Source organism: Chryseobacterium joostei (assembly GCF_003815775.1).
Classification (GTDB): domain Bacteria; phylum Bacteroidota; class Bacteroidia; order Flavobacteriales; family Weeksellaceae; genus Chryseobacterium; species Chryseobacterium joostei.
In genome coordinates this window covers 934,940-955,514 of sequence record NZ_CP033926.1, presented here as the reverse complement: position 1 = coordinate 955,514, position 20,575 = coordinate 934,940, and the positions used below count along the sequence as shown (strand labels likewise).

The 20,575-nt window shown below is 34.9% G+C and carries 16 protein-coding genes; 8 read left to right on the top strand and 8 right to left on the bottom strand.

Features of this window, described 5'->3' with window-relative positions; translation table 11 throughout:
- Positions 1-40 precede the first annotated feature (40 nt).
- The 6 genes from EG359_RS04475 to EG359_RS04450 all read right to left on the bottom strand — a co-directional run bounded on the left by EG359_RS04475 (position 41) and on the right by EG359_RS04450 (position 7,352).
- Positions 41-1,897, bottom strand: a complete 1,857-nt coding sequence (locus EG359_RS04475) for a M61 family metallopeptidase (protein WP_076351555.1) — start codon at positions 1,895-1,897, stop codon at positions 41-43.
- A gap of 192 nt (positions 1,898-2,089) precedes the next feature.
- Entirely contained in the window at positions 2,090-3,721 is a 1,632-nt protein-coding gene (locus EG359_RS04470; RefSeq protein ID WP_076351557.1) for a M1 family metallopeptidase, read from the bottom strand.
- Positions 3,722-3,986: 265 nt separating this feature from the next.
- On the bottom strand, positions 3,987-4,814 hold the full coding sequence (gene tatC, locus EG359_RS04465) for a twin-arginine translocase subunit TatC (RefSeq protein ID WP_076351559.1): 828 nt from the start codon (positions 4,812-4,814) through the stop codon (positions 3,987-3,989).
- Between the two features lie 221 nt (positions 4,815-5,035).
- A complete protein-coding gene (locus tag EG359_RS04460) occupies positions 5,036-5,722 on the bottom strand; it encodes a type 1 glutamine amidotransferase domain-containing protein (protein ID WP_076351561.1) in 687 nt (228 codons plus the stop codon).
- Between the two features lie 96 nt (positions 5,723-5,818).
- A complete protein-coding gene (locus EG359_RS04455) occupies positions 5,819-6,382 on the bottom strand; it encodes a Crp/Fnr family transcriptional regulator (RefSeq protein WP_076351563.1) in 564 nt (187 codons plus the stop codon).
- A gap of 10 nt (positions 6,383-6,392) precedes the next feature.
- Positions 6,393-7,352, bottom strand: coding sequence for a KpsF/GutQ family sugar-phosphate isomerase (locus tag EG359_RS04450; RefSeq protein WP_076351565.1), 960 nt, complete (start codon positions 7,350-7,352; stop codon positions 6,393-6,395).
- Positions 7,353-7,510: 158 nt separating this feature from the next.
- Here EG359_RS04450 and recQ point away from each other — a divergent pair, with 158 nt between their 5' ends.
- The 6 genes from recQ (at position 7,511) to EG359_RS04420 (ending at position 14,259) form a co-directional block, all read left to right on the top strand.
- Positions 7,511-9,715: a DNA helicase RecQ gene (recQ, locus tag EG359_RS04445; protein ID WP_076351567.1), complete on the top strand. Its 2,205-nt coding sequence runs from the start codon at positions 7,511-7,513 to the stop codon at positions 9,713-9,715.
- Positions 9,716-9,909: 194 nt separating this feature from the next.
- Positions 9,910-10,989, top strand: coding sequence for a glycosyltransferase (locus EG359_RS04440; protein WP_076351569.1), 1,080 nt, complete (start codon positions 9,910-9,912; stop codon positions 10,987-10,989).
- Between the two features lie 68 nt (positions 10,990-11,057).
- The gene (locus EG359_RS04435; RefSeq protein ID WP_076351571.1) at positions 11,058-11,405 is read left to right on the top strand and encodes a hypothetical protein; all 348 of its coding nucleotides are present in this window, start codon (positions 11,058-11,060) and stop codon (positions 11,403-11,405) included.
- Positions 11,406-11,466: 61 nt separating this feature from the next.
- On the top strand, positions 11,467-11,793 hold the full coding sequence (locus EG359_RS04430; protein WP_076351573.1) for a hypothetical protein: 327 nt from the start codon (positions 11,467-11,469) through the stop codon (positions 11,791-11,793).
- A gap of 121 nt (positions 11,794-11,914) precedes the next feature.
- Positions 11,915-13,318: a dihydrolipoyl dehydrogenase gene (gene lpdA, locus EG359_RS04425; RefSeq protein WP_076351575.1), complete on the top strand. Its 1,404-nt coding sequence runs from the start codon at positions 11,915-11,917 to the stop codon at positions 13,316-13,318.
- 101 nt (positions 13,319-13,419) lie between these two features.
- Positions 13,420-14,259, top strand: a complete 840-nt coding sequence (locus EG359_RS04420; protein ID WP_076351577.1) for a DUF4476 domain-containing protein — start codon at positions 13,420-13,422, stop codon at positions 14,257-14,259.
- Between the two features lie 133 nt (positions 14,260-14,392).
- Here EG359_RS04420 and EG359_RS04415 read toward each other — a convergent pair whose 3' ends face one another.
- On the bottom strand, positions 14,393-14,857 hold the full coding sequence (locus EG359_RS04415; RefSeq protein WP_228450479.1) for a hypothetical protein: 465 nt from the start codon (positions 14,855-14,857) through the stop codon (positions 14,393-14,395).
- Positions 14,858-14,966: 109 nt separating this feature from the next.
- Here EG359_RS04415 and EG359_RS04410 point away from each other — a divergent pair, with 109 nt between their 5' ends.
- Positions 14,967-15,791, top strand: coding sequence for a CvfB family protein (locus tag EG359_RS04410; protein WP_076351581.1), 825 nt, complete (start codon positions 14,967-14,969; stop codon positions 15,789-15,791).
- A gap of 32 nt (positions 15,792-15,823) precedes the next feature.
- Here EG359_RS04410 and EG359_RS04405 read toward each other — a convergent pair whose 3' ends face one another.
- Complete coding sequence (locus tag EG359_RS04405) at positions 15,824-19,594, bottom strand: DUF7948 domain-containing protein (protein ID WP_164463040.1); 3,771 nt, start codon at positions 19,592-19,594, stop codon at positions 15,824-15,826.
- Positions 19,595-19,920: 326 nt separating this feature from the next.
- Here EG359_RS04405 and EG359_RS04400 point away from each other — a divergent pair, with 326 nt between their 5' ends.
- The gene (locus tag EG359_RS04400) at positions 19,921-20,514 is read left to right on the top strand and encodes a TetR/AcrR family transcriptional regulator (protein ID WP_076351585.1); all 594 of its coding nucleotides are present in this window, start codon (positions 19,921-19,923) and stop codon (positions 20,512-20,514) included.
- The last annotated feature ends 61 nt before the right edge of the window (positions 20,515-20,575 follow it).

Sequence of the window (20,575 nt, the reverse complement as noted above, 5' to 3'; positions counted from 1 at the left end):
GCATAATAAAAGCGGGGATGTTTTCCCCGCTTTTTTGTTTTTATTTTTTACCAGTCAGCCATTGACTTTGTAATTTCAGTTCTGCCGGAGTAGCATTGGCTTTAAACCCAAGCATCTCCATAGACATTTTATCTAAAATAGCCTTTCCTTTAAGGTCCATTTTTTCTTTCTTCCCTCCATTATCTCTCAAAATGGTTACGGTAACATTCTGACCTTCCTTAATGGTTTTAGTATAACCAATAAAGTCCTGAATTTTTTGAATGTCTATTGTTTTCCCATCCAGAGCAAGAATCTGATCTGTAATTTTAAATCCTATGCTTTTAGCGAAAGGTGACAGAGCAGAATTCTCATCAAAGGCAAGAGCTTTGGTTTTATCATCATAACCTGTCTGATTCGGGTCTCTGATAAACCAGAAAATAGGAGGTGTTTCCTGCTTATGTACCTCTACACCTACCGAGCTTAAGTATTCGGCATAAGGTGTTGGCTGGCTTCCTGCAATATATTTATTATAAAAATCCTTTACCTGTGGATATCCGGTTACGGTTACCAGTTCATCAATCAGTTTATCATCCTTGAACGGCTTGTTTTCTCCGAATCTTTGAGATAATTTTCTGATCATATCACGGTAGCCCATTTCTCCATTAGATAATTTTCTCAGTTCAATATCCAGACACATGGCAAGCAATGCTCCCTTCTCATATACATTTCTATACTGATCCTTATAAGCATCCTGCAATACATTTTTACTCATTACCGTAAATGGCATCGTATCATCGTAATTCTTGGAGTTAGCGATTTTTTCTCCAATTCTTTTAAGAAACTCGTCCTTGGTAATTAAACCTTCCTGAATCTGAAATAAATTGGCAAAATATTCCGTTCCACCTTCGTACATCCATAAGTGCTGAGACATTTTAGGATCTGCATAATCGAAGTAGTGAATCTCTTCAGAATGAGTCTTTAAAGGATTAACAGTGTGGAAGAATTCGTGAGAAACTACATCAGTGATTGTTTGATCAATAGCATCTTTGGGCATCATTTCAGGAAGAACTACACTGGTTGATTCGTGATGTTCCAATGCTCCGAAGCCTTTAATTTTTGGTCCGTCACCCCCGGATAGATACAGCATGATTGCATACTTTTTATTGGTATTCATATCCCCAAGGAATTTCTTTTGAGCAACAACCATTTTTTCAAGATTAGCCTTGAAATCTGCAGCCTTATATTTTCCTGTTGGAGAATAAACACCCAATACAAGCTCCATTCCGCCTGCATTAAAAGTGATGAAATCCGGTTTGGTATACATCAGCGGAGAATCCGTTACCTTGGCGTAATTGGCCAGCGTATAGGTGTCTGTAGAGTCAGACTTATCCTGATCTACCAAAGCTGTTGTACCATAGAAGTCAGTGGGTTTTTGTATGATCAATTGATAAGGCACATCTTGCATATTATCAATATACCCCACGAAACCATGGGTGTTTACCATATAGATTTTCCCTTGTTCAATATCAGTTCCTGAAGGAGAAAATACGGCTTTATGCTTTGAAGTGTCCATTTCTTCATCAAAACTGTCATTCACAAGATAAGAGATCTTAGTCAGGTTCTGAGCATTTTTCAATGAATAGGTATTGTCATTTACCTTTGTATAAGTAAGTTCTTTGCCTTTGTTATCATAAAACTTGATTCCCTCTACAAATCTTCCGTAATCATCTACAGAATAAGTACCCGGAACCGTTTTAGGGAAATGAAACTTAACATCTCCGGATTTCATTTTCGGAAATTCCATGGTAACGGCTACTTTATCATCTTTTACATTAACGAGGTCAATAGTGGTTTTTATTGATTGTGCATTGGCTAAAAAAGCGGCAAAAAGGCCTAAGCTAAGTGCTGTTTTTCTCATTAGGTTTAAATTTTATAGTTAAATAGTTGCTTTTTTCTGCAATTTGTTACGAAACGGAGTATTAAACTTTTCTTAAAATTTCATGAGATAAAAAGCAAAACTGTAAAAAGAGTTAATGAACAGAAAAATATATACAATTAAAAAGGGCAAAATAAGCAGTGTTGTTCTGCAATTTTGCCCTTTGTGTTTTGTTTATTGAACACTCTTATAATTAATATAATAATTCTTACTCAATTCAACCGGAGTGCTTTTCTTAAGCTTTACGGTTTGCCATTCCTCAGTAGGGTTTATGGTTTGATCTCCATTGATGATGATAGGAAGTTTAAGATTCTTTACCACATCTGTATATCTGAATTTAAAAGAATCTCCATTTTGAGAATACTCAAGGGTTGGAATCTTTATCGTTCTTAAATACTGATTGAAAACACTTGAAAAATCAATTCCTGATTTGGATGAAATATAATCCTCAATTTGCTTCGTAGTAACCGTCTGATGATAGAAGTCTTTACTTAATCCTCTTAAGATATGTCTGAACTTTTCATCATTATTAATGACCTGTCTAATCGTATGAAGCATATAGGCTCCTTTAGGGTACATATCACCACTGCCTTCATTTCTAACACCGTATTGTCCAATGATAGGGACATCATTCTGAATCTTGTTTCTAAGACCTACCATGTAGATATCAGCAGACTTCTTATCAAGATAGCTTTCTGTAAAAAGAACCTCAGAATACATTGTAAAACTCTCATGAATCCACATATCTGCCTGATCTTTGGCGGTGATATTATTAGCAAACCACTCATGGCCACTTTCATGAATAATAATGTAATCCCACTTTAACCCGACTCCGGTTCCGGAAAGATCTTTTCCACGGTATCCATTTTGATAATCATTTCCATAGGCAACATTACTCTGGTGTTCCATCCCTAAATAAGGTGAATCTACCAATTTATAAGAATCCTCATAGAAAGGATAAGGCCCAAACCAATGTTCAAATGCAGAAAGCATCGGTTTTACCTGTTGGAACTGTTTCTTTGCTTTTTCCAGGTTATAATCAAGAACCCAGTAATCCAAATCAAGTTTTCCTTTTTCTCCATCAAAGGTATCCTTAAAGTTTACGTATTTACCAATATTAGGAATGATAGAGTAGTCATTGATGGGATTTTTCACTTCCCATGTATAAGTAGTCTTGCTGCCGTTGGTCTTTTTGTCGATCAGTCTTCCATTTCCAACTCCTACAAGGTCATTTGGAGTAATAATTTTCATAATGATGCCATTATCCGGTTCATCACTCCATATATCCTTGGTTGGTAACCAAATAGAAGAGCCAATTCCCTGAACAGCCGGGCTCATCCAAGGATTTCCATTTTGATCCTTAGTAAAAACCCATCCTCCGTCCCAAGGGGCATTTTTAGCAATTAATGGATTTCCGGAGTAGGTAACATCGATGGTATATTTCTCGCCTTTTTTAAACTTTTTATTGGTGGTAATAAAAATAAAGTCTCCGTCCTGCTTATAGCTGGCAATTGGAAAGTTTCCGGTAACTTTATCTGCTTTCATGGGTTGTTGAAGATCAATTTGAAAGACAGGGTTGGTGACATTCTTTATAATCTCAAAGCTTATCTTGTTCGTTCCTTTAACGCTTTTTTGTTCAAAATCAGGTTCTACGGAAAAATCATATTTCTTGACATCCCAGAAATCTCTGAATGAAGTATTGGAACCCTTTAACGTATCCTGTTTGGAGTAAACTTTACCCTTTTCAAAGAACTGTCCAAAGGCAATTCCGGAAACAAATAAAAGGGTGTATGACAGCTTTTTCATATAAAATTAAATTAATAATCTTTTCAAAAGTATAAAATTAAATTAACAGCTAAATAAAGATAGGGCGAAAATGCTGAGTAACTTATTTACAAAACGTCTGCGAGGGTTTATTTTAATTGAAAATTCCGTAGTGTATAATTTAGAATCTTTACGGCTTAAAGAAAATATAGAAATAAAGTCCCTGCATCTTTAACAGTTTTACAAAATTCAAAAAGCCCGACTATTGCCGGGTTTTTGATATAGATGATAAATATTTATTTCTTAATTACTTCTGTACAACAGGAAGATTTCCATTGCTCTTTTGTAGCTTTTTATACGTAACCGTACACATCATGATACTGAACTCATATAAAATAAGCAATGGGAATGCAGCCATTAACATACTCAGAACGTCTGCAGGCGTAATAATTGCAGCAACCACCATAATTAATACAATGGCATGACGACGATAGGTCTTCATAAATGTTGGAGTCAGAATCCCAATAGTGGTAAGGAAATAGATCAAAATAGGGAAAAGAAAGATCACACCCATTCCTAATACAACCTGCAAAAATAGCGTAGTGTAATCACTCAGGTCATAAAGCGGAACAATAATGTCTGAAATCTTAAAAATCACTCCAAAATTAACTGCAAAAGGCAGGATTAAAAAGTAACCACATAGAACTCCTGTCATGAAAAGCATCCATACTGCATTAATAATATAAATGGAATTCTTTCTTTCTCTTGGATGCAAAGCTGGACCAATAAAACGCCACAATTCCCACACAATATAAGGAAACGCAGCTACTAGTCCACCAAAAATGGAAACGGACATCATTACATTAAACTGCTGATACAACCTCTGTACACGCACAGGAAAGTCCTTTGGAAGATGAATACTGTCTTCTCCTAAGATCATTCTTGAAAAATGATTAACAACCTTGAATGTAGGAAAATCATTTCTGGTAGGTCCAAAAAAGACGTGGTCCATAATCCAATTAATATTGAAACCAACCGCAAAGGCTGCAATGATGATAGCAATAATTGAACGGACCAAATGTCCTCTTAATTCTCCAATGTGCCCAAGAAAGGACATGTCTTTTTTATTGTCCATATAGTAGAATCTTTCAAAATACTAACCCTGTGAGGCAAGCAGTTTAAGTCTGCGAAATTATGAAATAATAATCAGTATTTAGAATTTATTGCCAATGATTTTGTTCAAGTTTATGTTACAGACAGTTGATGTATTCTTAAAGATACTTTCGGATATAATAATTTGCAGTCCAAAATAATTATTTTGAACTGCAAGCTGTTTTTAATTTCTAGTTCTAAGGCTTATTTTTCTAAAATTTCCAATACTTTGTCTGCTACAGCACTTCCCGATTGAGGATTTTGTCCTGTAACAAGTCTTCCATCAGAAACAGCAAAAGGAGTAAAATCCTGATCTGCTTTTACATAATGTGCTCCTTTACTTTTCAGTACGTCTTCTGTTAGGTAAGGCATGTGATCAGCCAATTCTGCAGCAATTTCCTCTGAGTTTGAAAACCCGGTAACTGTTTTTCCATTAATCAGACGTTCTCCATTGGACAGCTTTATATTAAAAAGTCCTACAGCTCCGTGGCATACTGACGATACAATGCCCCCATCTTCATAAATACTACGGGCAATTTCCTGTAATGCATTATTATCAGGAAAATCCCATACAACACCATGACCTCCTGCGTAATAAATAACCTCATAATCTTTAGGATTGATCTCTTCTGGTTTTAAAGTATTCGCCATTTTTTCTCTGAAAATAGTATCAGCATAATATTTCCAGTCTACAGGTTGTACAGACATTTGAAGAGAAATAGGATCTAGTGGAGTATAGCCTCCTTTTGGACTTACAAAATCAATCTCATAGCCTTTCTCATCTAACTTTTCATAAAAATGAACTGCTTCACCCAGCCAAAGGCCTGTTGCTCTTTCCATATTAGGATATTTTTCCACACTTGTTACTACAATTAATGCTTTCTTTTTCATTGGTATTTATATTAAAATGATAATACAAAGATTGGATTTTTAACCTTATCATGATAAGGACCTACCTCAAAAAAAAGATGTGACCTAGGTCACATCTTAAGAATATAGTCGGCTTAATGTTTCTCTGGAAACTCCCAGATAGCTTGCAATAAGCTGTTTGGGGATATGGTCTATAAAACCTGGATATTGTTGTATAAAATCTTCATAACGTTCTTTGGCAGATTTACTCATTAACGAAAGAATTCTCTGCTGTAGGGCTACATACCCGAAATTGGACTTTATTCTGAAAAAGCGTTCCATGGTTGGCATTTTTGAACAAAGGATATTCAAATCTTCATAAGATACAGCATACACTTCAGAATCTTCAATACATTCCACAGCCAGTGATGAGGTTTCCTGCTTAAAAAATCCGGCAAAGTCTGAAATCCACCAGTTGGGTGCCGCGAACTGAAGAATATGCTCTTTTCCTGTGTCATCTATAATACTGCTTTTAAGAATACCTTTCTCTATCAGAAAAATTTCATGTACAGGTTGATGTTCCTGTATCAGAAATTGTCTTTTCCGGAATCTTTTTTTTGTAAAAAAACCTTGTAAAATCTCAAATTCATCATCTGTAAGGTCAATGATTTCCCGGATATGTGCGTGTAGAAAATGGCTCATATCATCAGCATTAATTTATTCCTTCATCCAGTAACTTATGCAGATCAATGATCCCGAAATACTTTCCGTTTTCAGTCACTACAAGCTGGCCAATATTATTTTCCTTCAAAGTTTTCATGGCTTCTTTGGCTCTGGCATCCTTTTCAATGGTTCTTGGATGAGCAGACATGATGTCCTTAGCAAATACCTTACTGATATCTTCTCCTTTCATTAACATTCTTCTCAAGTCACCATCTGTAATTACTCCTACAATCTGATCACCGTTGGTAACCACAGTAATCCCGTGGCTTGAAGCACTGATGGAAATAATGACATCTCTTATAGTAGCATCTTCAGAAACCTGAGGTTTTTGTGAGGACAGGAATTGTTCAACCTTAGAAGTCAGGTTTTTTCCTAAACTTCCTCCAGGGTGAAACTTAGCAAAATCATTCGCCTTGAAATCATTAAGTTCCATTAAAGCTACAGCAAGCGCATCTCCTAACGCCATTTGGATCGTTGTTGAGCTTGTAGGTGCCAGTTTATTAGGACAAGCTTCAACATCCACGTGGGTATCAAGGATAATTTCAGAGAATTCTGCCAATTTACTTTTTTTATTACCGGTCATTCCTATCAATGCAGAAGAATAATCTTTCAGATAAGGAACAAGATTGGCAATTTCAGGAGAATTTCCGGAATTGGAGATGCATAGCACTACATCCTGCTTTTGAATTACTCCAAGGTCACCATGAATAGCCTCCGAAGCATGCAGGAATTGTGACGGAGTTCCTGTAGAGTTCAGTGTAGCAACGATTTTATTGCCTACATGAGCCGATTTTCCAATACCTACTACAATCAGTTTTCCCTTTGCAGAATGAATAATTTCTACTGCCTGGGCAAATTGATCATCAATTCTGTTTTTTAATTTTTCAAGTTCTGAAATTTCTATTTCTAAAGTAGTTTTAGCTATTGATATTATGTTGGTTCTATCCATTTTATGACAATAAGGTATACAAAAAAGTTTTTAAAAAATGTTATATTTTAAAAACAAAATTTAATATAAATTTTATTTTTTATAAATTCGTTCGCTTTTATTTTAAGCAGAATTTTTATAACTTTGGGTTAGATGCAAATTTAGCAATAGAAAATTAGATGAGCGCAAAAAAAGCCAATTTATCGGGCGAATTGAAAAAGTATTTTGGGTTTTCTACATTTAAGGGACAACAGGAACAAATCATAGAAAACCTATTGAATGGGAAGGATATATTTGTTTTGATGCCTACAGGTGGTGGTAAATCATTATGTTATCAGCTTCCGGCACTTATTTCGGAAGGTACGGCAATAGTTGTATCACCTTTAATCGCGTTAATGAAAAATCAGGTAGATGCCGTAAACGGGCTTTCATCTGAGAATGGGGTAGCGCATGTATTAAATTCATCATTAAACAAGACACAGACAAAACAAGTTTTTGACGACATAAAAAGCGGAAAAACCAAACTTTTGTATGTAGCTCCTGAATCATTGATTAAGGATGATTATCTGGACTTTTTGAAAGAAGTTAAGATTTCTTTCTTTGCTATTGATGAAGCACACTGTATTTCAGAGTGGGGACATGATTTCAGACCTGAATACAGGAACTTGAAACAGATTATTGATAAGATTGCCAATGTACCGGTGATCGCCTTAACGGCAACAGCAACGCCAAAGGTTCAGGATGATATCCAAAAGACGTTGGGTATGACGAATGCCTTGGTCTTTAAAGAGAGTTTTAACCGTCCTAATCTATATTATGAGGTATGCCCTAAAATAAATATAGATAGGGAGATTGTTAAATTTATCAATCAGCATAAAGGGAAATCTGGAATCGTATATTGCCTGAGCAGAAGAAAAGTGGAAGAATTTGCCCAGCTTTTGCAGGTAAACGGAATCAATGCTCTTCCTTATCACGCTGGTCTTGATCAAAAGGTAAGGGTTGCCAATCAGGATAAATTCCTGATGGAGGAAGTGGATGTTATTGTTGCAACCATTGCATTTGGGATGGGAATTGACAAGCCGGATGTTCGTTTCGTGATTCATTATGATTTCCCGAAATCTCTGGAAAGTTATTATCAGGAAACCGGAAGAGCGGGAAGAGACGGTGGTGAAGGTCATTGTTTGGCATTCTACGATCCCAAGGATATTGAAAAACTTGAGAAATTCCTGGCACAAAAACCTGTTTCTGAAAGAGAAATCGGATTGCAGCTTTTGAACGAAGTAGTAGGTTATGCCGAAACTTCAATGAGTAGAAGACAATATATCCTGTATTATTTTGGAGAAATCTTTGACCCTGTGAATGGAGACGGAGCGAAGATGTGTGATAACTCATTCAATCCTCCAAAATTAAAGGATGCTACTGCAGATCTAAAAAAAGTGCTTGAACTGATTAATGATACCGGAGAAAAATTCAAGTCAAAAGATTTGATTTCTGTTATCGTTGGAAAGGAAACAGCTGTTACAAAATCTTATAAACTGGAGCAGAATCCTCATTTTAGCTTCGGAAAAGATGAAAAGGAGAACTATTGGAAAACAATTCTGAGACAGGCTACCGTTCAGAATTATCTGCAAAAAGATATTGAAACATACGGTGTTCTAAAGATTTCAGAAAAAGGGCGAGAGGTTTTAAGTGGTAAATCCAAGGATACTTTCTTAATTACAGAAGATAGAGAGTTTGATCTTACACAAGCTAAGGCAGACAGTGATCAGGTACAACAGCAGGCTGCCGGAGGCTTAGATCAAAACCTGTTCAATCTACTAAAAGAATTAAGGAAAAAAGTAGCTAAAAAGTATGGTATTCCACCTTATACAGTCTTTATGGATCCAAGTTTGGAAGATATGACTGTACAGTATCCTATTACTGTAGATGAAATCACTAAGATTTATGGTGTAGGAGAGGGAAAAGCCAAAAAATATGGTAAGGAATTCGCTGACTATATCAAAACCTATGTTGAAGATAACAATATAGAGCGTACACAGGATATGGTTTTGAAACAGGTTGCCAATAAATCCAGCCACAAGGTTTTTATTATTCAGAGTACCGATAAGAAAATTGACCTTGAAGATATAGCAAGAGCCAAGAATCTTTCTATGGACGAACTGTTGAAAGAAATGGAACGAATTGTCTACCAGGGAACAAAACTGAATATTGATTATTATATCGAAGATAACTTTGATGAAGATATTGTTGATGGTTTTATGGAATTTATGAACGAATCAGAGAGTGATAGTATGAAAGTATTGCTTGATGAATTCGGAGATGAATTATCTGATGAGGAAGTGAGAATGCTGAGAATCAAATTTATCAGCGACGTTGCAAATTAAAGGTTTCAACATAATTAAAAGAAATAAATTAAGCTCTTCGATCGAAGAGCTTAATTTATTTTTGTCCTTGTTTTGTTTTAAGAATAAATATAAAATTTACTCCTGTTTTAAAGCTTAGTTAATTTCTGTTAATTAGTATTGATACAACCTATCTACACTTTAAACATAACCAAACTTTTTAGTAACTTTAACTGATGAAAAAAATATCTGTCATATTTATTCTGCCGGATTTAGAAACCGGAGGTGCAGAAAGAATTGTTACCACCATTGCAAATCATCTCTCCAGGGATCGTTTTGAACCCAAGATTTTGCTTTTACGGAAACAAGGCGGATATCTTAATTTTCTGAAAAAAGATGTTGAAATCATAGACATTAATACAGAACGAATCAGACATTCATTAAAGCCTATTTTAGGTGAAATTTATAGAAGAAAACCTGATATTGTATTTTCCGGTTTTGGTGAAGTGAATGCTTATTTATCATTATTTATAAAGCTTTTCCCAAGAACAAAGTTTATTGCCAGAGAAACAAATGTGGTGACGCAGCATGTTACCAGAAAGGAAATCAAATTTTTCTATAATTTTTATAATAACTATCAGAAAATCATTGCTCAAAGTGATGATATGATGAAAGATCTGGTAGATAATTTTAAGATTAAAAAGAAAAAGATTGTCAAGATCAATAACCCTGTGGATTTTGATTTTATTGATGAAAAACTGGCAATTTCTTCTAAACCCGAATGCTTCAAATACAATTATAAACACGTAGTAGCTATTGGGAATTTATCTTCCAGAAAAGGTTTCGACAACCTGTTGAAAGTTTTTTCAAGGCTTAAAAGTGAAAATATCCAGCTTCACATCTTAGGAGATGGAAAAGATAAGGATGTATTGCTCCAGATGAAGGAATTTCTGGGACTTAAGAACGTTATTTTTCATGGCCGCCAGGAGAATCCTTATCAATTTTTAAAATATGCAGACTTATTTATCCTTTCTTCAAGATATGAGGGTTTTCCTAATGTACTTTTGGAAGCAGGTGCCTGTGGAACGTATTCCTTGGCCAATAACTGCCCCGGAGGAATCAATGAGATTATTCAGCATAATATTAACGGGGAAGTTGGTAATATTGAAAATTATGAGGATTTTGCACAGAAAATAATATCCGCGATGCAGCAAAATTATAATCGTGATGCTATAAAGAATTCCATTAAGTCCAGATTTTCAAAAAATATTATCATGAGTAAATACGAAAAGGTTTTGCTGGATTTGGTGAAATAGTATTACCCTATCACTTGTCTTATGGAGGTTTATTTTCTTAGATTTGGGATCTGATAAAATAGATGTCAATGAATAAAGTTTCCCAAATAGGATGCGCTTGTGAAAAACCCGGCTCCAATTATACTGAATATAGAAGCTCTGAATTAGGTATAGATCATAGTAACGGAAGATATGGAGAAGTAACGATTCAACAGTGTAAGTTGTGCCAAAGAATATGGATTCATTATTTTGTGGAATATGAAAGTTTTTCCAAATCCGGAAGATGGTATAAAGGAATTGTTTCGAAAAAAGACCGTACACTCATAACCCCTGAAAATGCAGTGGAGTATCTGGAAAGCCTTGAGTGGTATGTATATGGAGGTTCTTTTTTTGAAAGCACAGGTACATTTGGACAAGGAAAATTGAATGTGGATTAATGAGTTCTTCAAAATAAATAAAATAAAAAACTACTTTCCCAATTAATCACATTTTTTAACCATGAATGAAGATTTAAAAAGAGAAATATTCAACAAGTATAAAAAATTTCTGGCCGAAAATTACAGTGAAAAATATATTTATCGATTAATAATTCAGGAAGGCTACAATCAGGAAGATGTAGATGAAGTAATGAAAGGCATCCATGCTGATAAACAGGAGATATTAAAGGAAAAAAATAAATACCGTACTATTGTCAGCATCTTATTATATATAGCAGGGTTTATTGTTATTATTGCTGGATTAATATTGATGGTTTCAGGAGGAATTAAAATTGGAATGGCTTTGATATTTTTTGCAGTAATTATCTGGATAAATGCCAACCGGTAATAGCTCCTTTTTTAAGCCTAAAATTCAATAAATTTGATAAATCTCACTTTCTCACGTGGTAATTTATACGTAAATTTGTAAGAATTAAGTTAGATAATAATAAACAAATTCATAAAATAACATGAGTCAATTCGATGTTACCGTAATAGGTTCTGGTCCTGGTGGTTATGTAGCTGCGATCCGTGCAGCACAGTTAGGTTTCAAAACAGCAATTATTGAAAAATATTCAACTTTAGGCGGAACTTGTCTTAACGTTGGATGTATTCCGTCAAAAGCGCTTCTTGATAGCTCTGAGCATTTCGAGAATGCAAAACATAATTTTGCAAGCCACGGAATTATTATCAATGAGCCAAAAGCAGATATTGCAAGAATCATTGAGCGTAAAAACGAAGTGGTAGACCAAACAACTAAGGGAATCAACTTTTTGATGGACAAAAACAAAATCACTGTTTTTGAAGGATTAGGAAGTTTTGAATCTGCTACTCAAATTAAAATCACTAAAAACGACGGTTCTTCTGAAACGATCGAATCTAAATATACAATCATTGCAACAGGTTCTAAGCCGTCTTCACTTCCTTTTATCTCTCTAGATAAAGAAAGAGTGATCACTTCTACTGAAGCATTAAACCTTAAAGAAATTCCTAAGCACCTTGTAGTAATCGGAGGTGGAGTTATTGGTCTTGAATTAGGTTCTGTATACTTAAGATTAGGTGCTCAGGTAACAGTAGTTGAATTCATGGATAAAATTATCCCTGGAATGGATGGCGCTTTAAGTAAGGAATTAACTAAGGTTCTTAAAAAGCAAGGTATGAAGTTTATGCTTTCTACTGCGGTTTCTGCAGTGGAAAGAAACGGAGATACTGTAAAGATCACTGCTAAAGATAAAAAAGGAGAAGAAGTAGTTGTAGAAGGAGATTACTGTTTAGTTTCTGTGGGAAGAAAACCTTATACAGATGGTCTTGGTCTTGAAAAGGCCGGTGTAGAGCTAGACGAAAGAGGAAGAGTAAAAACAAACGATCACCTGCAGACTAATGTTGCAAACATTTACGCAATTGGAGACGTTATCAAAGGAGCTATGCTTGCTCACAAAGCAGAGGAAGAAGGAGTTCTTGTTGCTGAAATATTAGCAGGTCAAAAACCTCACATCAACTATAATCTGATCCCAGGTGTTGTATATACTTGGCCGGAAGTTGCAGGAGTAGGTAAAACCGAAGAGCAATTGAAAGAGGAAGGAGTAGCTTACAAAGTAGGTTCTTTCCCAATGAGAGCATTAGGAAGAAGCCGTGCAAGTGGTGATACTGATGGTCTTGTGAAGATTATTGCAGACGAAAAAACTGATGAGATCTTAGGAATGCACATCATTGGAGCAAGAGCTGCTGACCTTATTGCTGAAGGAGTAATTGCTATGGAATTCCGTGCAAGTGCTGAAGATATTGCAAGAAGTTCTCACGCTCACCCAACCTATGCAGAAGCTATTAAAGAAGCTGCATTGGATGCTACTGCAAAAAGATCAATTCATATGTAATATTTCATTAAGAAATTAATCATTTCAATATAAAAGGGGAAATCAACTGATTTCCCCTTTTTTGGCATAAAAATGGAAATTGATTTTGAAAGAAATAAGGAATGAAGAAAATTTTTATAAGTTCAATGCTTTTGATAGGCATCAGTTCATTTGCCCAGGAAGCAGGAAAAGTTGGGGAACTGCTAAGAAATGAAGCGCCTACCACAGAAATGCAGGCTCCAAAAGGTATGAATGCAAGAAATAAAACTTTTGAACGCAATTCAGACCGTCCCAATAATAAGATAAAAAGCCCCAATTATCAATGGAATAAAAACTATGGATATGCAGAGGTTTTTCTGCGAATTCCTGAACAAGGCTTTTTTACCGTTGAGGTGGGAGACCAGATGATAGCAAATGGCTCAGGAAAATATCGCTTCTTTGATTTACAATCAGGGAGAGTACCTATCTCTATTTATGAAAATGGGTTTTTAATATACAGAACTACTTTAATGCTTCGCAATAATGGTAGAATGGTTCTGGACTTTTTCACAAATGAGGGGTTGTATCTTTTAGATTCATATCCTGTTCAGGGGCAATACGGATTTAATGATTGGAATGATTTATGGAATAATCCTTACGGTAATAACTCCGGAAATTGGAATAATGCAGGAAATGTTATGGATAATGCAACTTTCCGTCAGTTTTTTGAAATGTTGAAAAGAAATGAGAGCTTTGATGATGGTAAAGTTACAATGATTAATCAACAGATGCGAAACACCATGTTTACAGCTATACAGGTAAGAGACTTGGTAAAGTCGCTCAGTTTTGATAAGAATAAACTGGCTTTAGCGAAATCTATGTATCATAATTGTGCTGATAAGAACAAATATTTTGTAGTGTATGATGCATTTGATTTTGAAAACAGCAAAAGGGAACTGATGGATTATATTTCCAGATTATAGTACACACAGAGAGAAGTTTTTTGGCTTCTCTTTTTTGTGTAAAAGAGCTTAGTATATTTTAATCGTATAAAAATCTGCGAAATCAGTCAGATCTGCGAGAGAAAATTTAGTTGATACAATTATCTGGATAAATTTACATGATTTTCATTTTGTCATAAAACTTCGAGTTATTGGGAGCAATATTGAACTGGACTCCAAAGGTAATTCCTTTAAAATATTTGTCCTTATGAATGGGAAAGGCATACCCGGTATTAAGGAATAGCATATTGAACAATGAGATTCCAATCCTAGGTTCCAATGAGTATTGGTTTATTGAAACTCCATAAAGCTGCCCATTATTAGTGTAATAAACATGGGCTTCCGGAAGAAATTTATCGGTTTGATTAGTGCGTGTATAAAGCATGGAGGGACCAAGAATTACAGATTGATAGCGAGAATCACCAAATCTGAACTCTAAGCCGGCCTGTAAAATATTTCGTCCCATATATCGATAAGCTACATTAATGGCTGTTTTTTCCAGTAACTGTGCATTTACAATAATTGTAGAAATAAAAAAAGCTAGAACGAAATATTTTTTCATGTTTTCTGGTATTTTCATTCAAATGTAGCGGTTTTAAAGGCCATTGGAAAGATAAAATAATTCTTAAAAGCATTCAGTAGGATAAAATCTTCAAATTTCCGTACCTTTGTCAGCTAATTTATCATCAATGCAACTCGGAAAAACTCAGAATTTAGAAATTTTAGATAAAAATAATTCAGGATGGATCTTAACGGACGAATCCGGTGAAAAGGCTTTTCTTCCTAAAATTTTCACTCGTGAAGATCAGGAAATAGGAGAGTATGTTGAGGTTTTTGTTTATCAGGATGATGATAAATTGAAAGCTACCACTGAGATTCCATTGGCAGAAGTAGGTGAATTTGCAGTGATGAGCTGTGTGCAGAGTCTTCCTAGTGGAGCATTTATGGACTGGGGAATCATTAAGGATCTTTTTATTCCTTACAAACAGCAGAAAACTAAGATCATTGAGGGAAAAAGATACTTGGTCTATATTTATGTAGACGAAGATATGCAACTGATCACAGGAACTACAAAATTCAAAAGAAATCCACAATATCAGGATCTTCCATTCAAAAAGGGAGATAAAGTAGATCTTATCATGATGAATGAAAGTGAACTGGGCTGGAATGTGGTAATCAATAAACAATATATAGGTTTAATTTATGCATCGGATGTTTTCAAAAAACTATATCCTTTGTCTGAAGAGAAAGGTTATATCAAGGTTATTCGTGAAGATGGTAAAATTGATGTTTCCCTACAATCTGATGGTTTTGAAAACATTGATGAATTCAAACAAAAGATTTTGGATAAACTGGAAGAAAACTATGGGCTTCTATATGTTTCGGATAAATCTTCCCCTGAGGAGATCAAGGATGAACTTCAGATGAGTAAAAAGAATTTTAAGAAAGCAATCGGAGGACTTTATAAAGATAAGATCATCGATATTACAGAAGACAAAATCAAATTATTATAAAACAAAAAAGAGCAGATAATTCTGCTCTTTTTTTATTCTCTATTTTTAATTAATAGCCATCCGCTATAATTTCTCCCATCAGAAACCTGTATCGTGTACCAATAGCTTCCTGTAGGAATAGGTTGTTGGTCGTATTTCCCATTCCACTGGAAAGAAGATTTCTTTATTACTTCCTTAAAAATAAGCATTCCTCTTCTGTCGTACAGGATAACTTCAGTTCCGGGATAATTTTCTAATCCTGCTATTCTCCAGGTATCATTGATGCCATCTCCGTTAGGTGTGATTACATTTGGAATATTGAAAATGGAGAATTTTTTCTGCCCAATAGTACAGCCAGCTTTTGTTCTTACATATACTGTATATTCTCCCATACTTAGATTCGTAAAGATATTGGAATCCTGCCATGTGGAATTATCCAGAGAGTATTCAAAGCTGCCAGTTTCAGAAAGAATAACTGTAGCTGTAGTATTTGTAATATTTATTGATACAATAGAAGGTAAAACAGTGTGGGTAACTTGGGTGGAAGCTGTATTCTCACATCCGAAATTGTTGGTTACCTTCACAGAATAATTTCCAGGGTTGGATACTGTAATGGTTTGAGTGGTGGCTCCTGTGCTCCACAAATAAGATTTAAATCCTGGCCCAGGATCCAGAATTGCAGATTTGCCTGCGCAAAAATCCAACTTTGCAGGAAGAGTAACAACAGGTTTAGGATTTAAAGTTAAACTTAATCTCACTAATTTAAAACATCCTGCTGCAGTTGACACTTTCACACGAATAACTGTTGTTCCAATATTTAAAACATAAGCTGAAGGGTTAGCAATAGGATTTCCTGCTGTATCTGTATAAGTAAAAATATAACCACCAGGATTATTAATGATACTGGCCTCATAAGAATGAAGGTTTACAGTCATTGTATTTCCTGTATTATTGTTACATAATGTCTCAGAATAGTCTTTAGCAGGAACATTATCCTGAGTAAGCGTTACAGAAATAGCTAACTTTTCAGATTCACAGTTGTTTAATGTCTGAGTTACGTAGTAAGTTTGTCCATGTACAAGAGGTGTTGTAATGGGTAATACATTTCCGGCTGCATTATAGAAAATCAATGACGTTCCCGTTACGATCAACTTATCTAGTGCTGGATTTGCTGATTCACAGAACTCCTGATTCACATTAGCCGTTGGCTTAGGAGTGGTGTTTACTGTTACCTGAATGGCTCTTTTGCTACTTTCACAGCCATTAATGGTTTGAGTTACGTAATAAGTTTGTCCGTTTACAAGAGGTGTTGTTATTGGTAAAATACCTCCTGCTGCATCATACCACTTTATATTTTGACCTGTGATCTGAATGTCTGAAATTTTCGGATTGTTTTTCGCACAAAAGATCAATGATGTACTTGCGCTCATAGGAGTTGCTATAGGACTAACAATTACATTTTGATTTTGGGTAGCTGTATTTCCATGGCCATCATTGTAAGTCCAGTGAATAACATAGTTTCCTGGAATGGAGTATGATAATGGATCTGTTGTAGTTGCAGTAATTGCCCCAGCACAGTTGTCTGTAGCAGTAGGGAAAGTAGTGATTACTGTATTGCAATCCCCTGTAATATCAGGTAGGTTAATAATATCAGGAACTGGTAGTACACTATCACCAACAGTAATATCTATTGTGAAAACGCCATCGCAAGATGATCCGGTAACCTGGCAGAAATAGATGCCCTCATTTGTAGCATTAGCATTAGGAATGGTAGGATTTTGTAGTGTGGAAGTAAATCCGTTTGGGCCGGTCCATTTGTATGTTGTTCCTCCATTAGCATTAAGTTGAAGGGTTGAATTAGGACAGACTGGAGAATTGGACGTTAATGTCGTTGTAGATTTACAATCTTTAAATTTAGCAATAAAAATATCATTAGAAGGATGACCTCCCTGTTGTTGAAAAGTCCCGGGAGTAGCAATTCCTGTCGTATTGTTGCTAGACATTCCTGTTAAATAAATAAAGCCATCACTGTCTTTTGTAATACGACCCAATTGAGTACCCCCATTACCTCCATAAAATGTACCCCATTCTCTATTGTTATTGATGTCATACTTTATCATTGAGGTCTTTATGTATGGGCCGGTAGATGTCATATAGCCATCAGAAGTAGCTATGTCGGTTTGGCCTACATTGGATAGTGCACTGAAAAATACATTACTTTCAGAATCAATATAAGCCGTAAGCTGAGTCGTATAATGAAAAGGCAGAGTAGCTTTGGTGATAACATTGGTAGCCAGATCTACCCTCCAAATTCCTGCTGGGCCATATATTGGCCCATTTAGATTAGGAAACTCACCTGCAAGTATTAAAATATTATTTACGATTCTTGCCTCCCATACAAATTCCTGACTGGAATATCCATAGTAGCTGGATCTTAATAATGTTCCTGTTTTTGAGAACTTTAAGTACAATCCGTCTGATACACCTCCAAAAGTTGGTTGAAAAGGATTTACCATTGGGATTAATGGTGATTGAGTAGCTCCAATAATTTCTAAATCCCCTGAAGAAGAGAATACTTTAAAAATAGCAGTTGAGTGATCCGAAGCTCCAAAAAATGAAGACCATATCATATTACCGGTTAACGCATCTAGAGCGGCCAGATAAGCATCAGCGTAACCATTTGGGCTTAATTTTGTTGGTTGATATGCATTTAATACAGGAAAGTTAGTACTCATTGTTTGGCCACCTAAAAAAACCTGTCCATTATTATAAGCTACAGTATATAGTTCATCTGGTGAGTTACCAATAAAATTTTTTTCGTAGACTAGACCTCCATTATTGTCGAACTTTACCAGTGTAGCGTCTGTATTGCTTCCTGATCTATACGTTTTTCCTCCTGCATATACATTGAAATTTCCATCAAAATCAACATCCTCAAAGGAGTCATTAAGCGGTGTTCCATAATAAGTACCCCATAGCTTTTGTCCATCTTTGGTTATTTTTGTTAAAAAAGCATCAAAAGTTCCTATTATAGTTTGTTGGTAAGTCCCAGAAGTTGCCAGGTTGGTTGTGCTATTGGTAGAGCCAAACAAATAGGCATTATTTTTACTATCTGTTTCTATTCTTCCATATTCTTCGCCATACCCTCCGGCATAGCTTCCCCAGACTCTTGTAGGGACAGGATCAATAACAAGGATGTTTTTATAGGTGTCATTCGGAGAGTTGAATCCAAAAGTTTGATTTCCCAGATCATTAAAGGAAATGTTTATATTTTCCTTTTTATCAGCAAGGATCCAGCTATTAGGAATATTTTCATGAATTTCTCCAAAACGTACATTCATAGTAAGTTTGCCATTTTTAATGGACGTAGGTGCTCCATTGAACTTCATTTTTATATCCGAAACCTTTCCACCTGGATTGATAATGAAATTGTATTCAATCGGTTTTATAGTATCGTTAGGTTTGAAGAATATAAGATCAATGTTGGGATAGATGTTCTTATATCGAATTTTTTGGAAACGATGGACATTTGTAATGCCTTTAGAATTATTGGGAATATTGAAATAGTTATCATAATCAGAAGACTTTCCTTCTGCAGTAATGCTTGGATTTCTATTAGAATTTATAAACTCAATATCAATTCTATGAATCAGTTTTTCATAGATGAATTCATCAATATCATAATGTTTGGGATTGGGAATAAGTTTGTCTGACTTTTTTGAAAAATTAGGATTTGCTGTTTTTTTTGTTTCATAAATATCATAAGAAAACCCATTAGAATGCAACTGTACATTTAATCCCTTAGAGTGAAATAGAAATTTCACATCCTTATTTTCTTTTCCATCCTGATCAATGATTTGACCCCTATTTTCGTAAAAATAATAAGAATTGTTTTCTGATATCTTTTTTTGAGAAAAAATAAATATCCCACTCAGAAATGAGAGGAGAAATAAAATTTTTGGCATCGGTTATTAATTTTTACAGTAAAGATATGAAAATCCGCTTTTGATTGAGCATTAAATAATGAATGACTGAATTTTATTTTTTTTAAACATGATGAATATCATGACAATTTTGTTTAATTTTTTTGTTTAACAATTTTGTCAAAAATAAATTTTAATATAAATTTGCACAAATTTGTTTAACAAAAATGTCAAATCAAGCAAAAAAAGACCAAACACAGGAATTGATCAAGGAGACAGCGAAGAATTTGTTCTTTGTGAAAGGAAAATTTGATGCTACTACGCAGGAAATAGCTGATGAAGCGGGAGTAAACAGAACCCTTATTAACTATTATTTCAGATCAAGGGATAAACTGATTCAGATCATTTTTGATGAAGCTCAAAAAGTAGAGCAGGAAAAATCAAAGATCATCCAGAATTCAGATCTTCCTTTCAAGGAAAAGATCAGCGAATTTATAGAAAGTTGCCTTTCTACCAGCCTTCAGTATCCCTATCTGGAAAGTTATATCGTTTCCCAGATCAATAAGGGAACCTGCCATCAAAGAGAAATAGAAGAAGATATCCTACAAAAAATGTACAGCGATATCGAGAAAGAAATGGAATTGGGAAATATTGAAACAATGGACCCTGTACAGTTTATACTGAATATGGTTTCACTATTGGTTTTTCCAAGTGCAATTAGACCTCTTTTTATGGAGAATCTAATGATTAGTGATGAAGATTATGATAAGATTATTTCAGCACGAAAAGAAATCATTATCAATATGTTATTTAAAAACTAAAAAAATATAAAGTATTTCTAAAAATGATTCGTCATTTAGAAAGAAAATAATAACAAGTGTA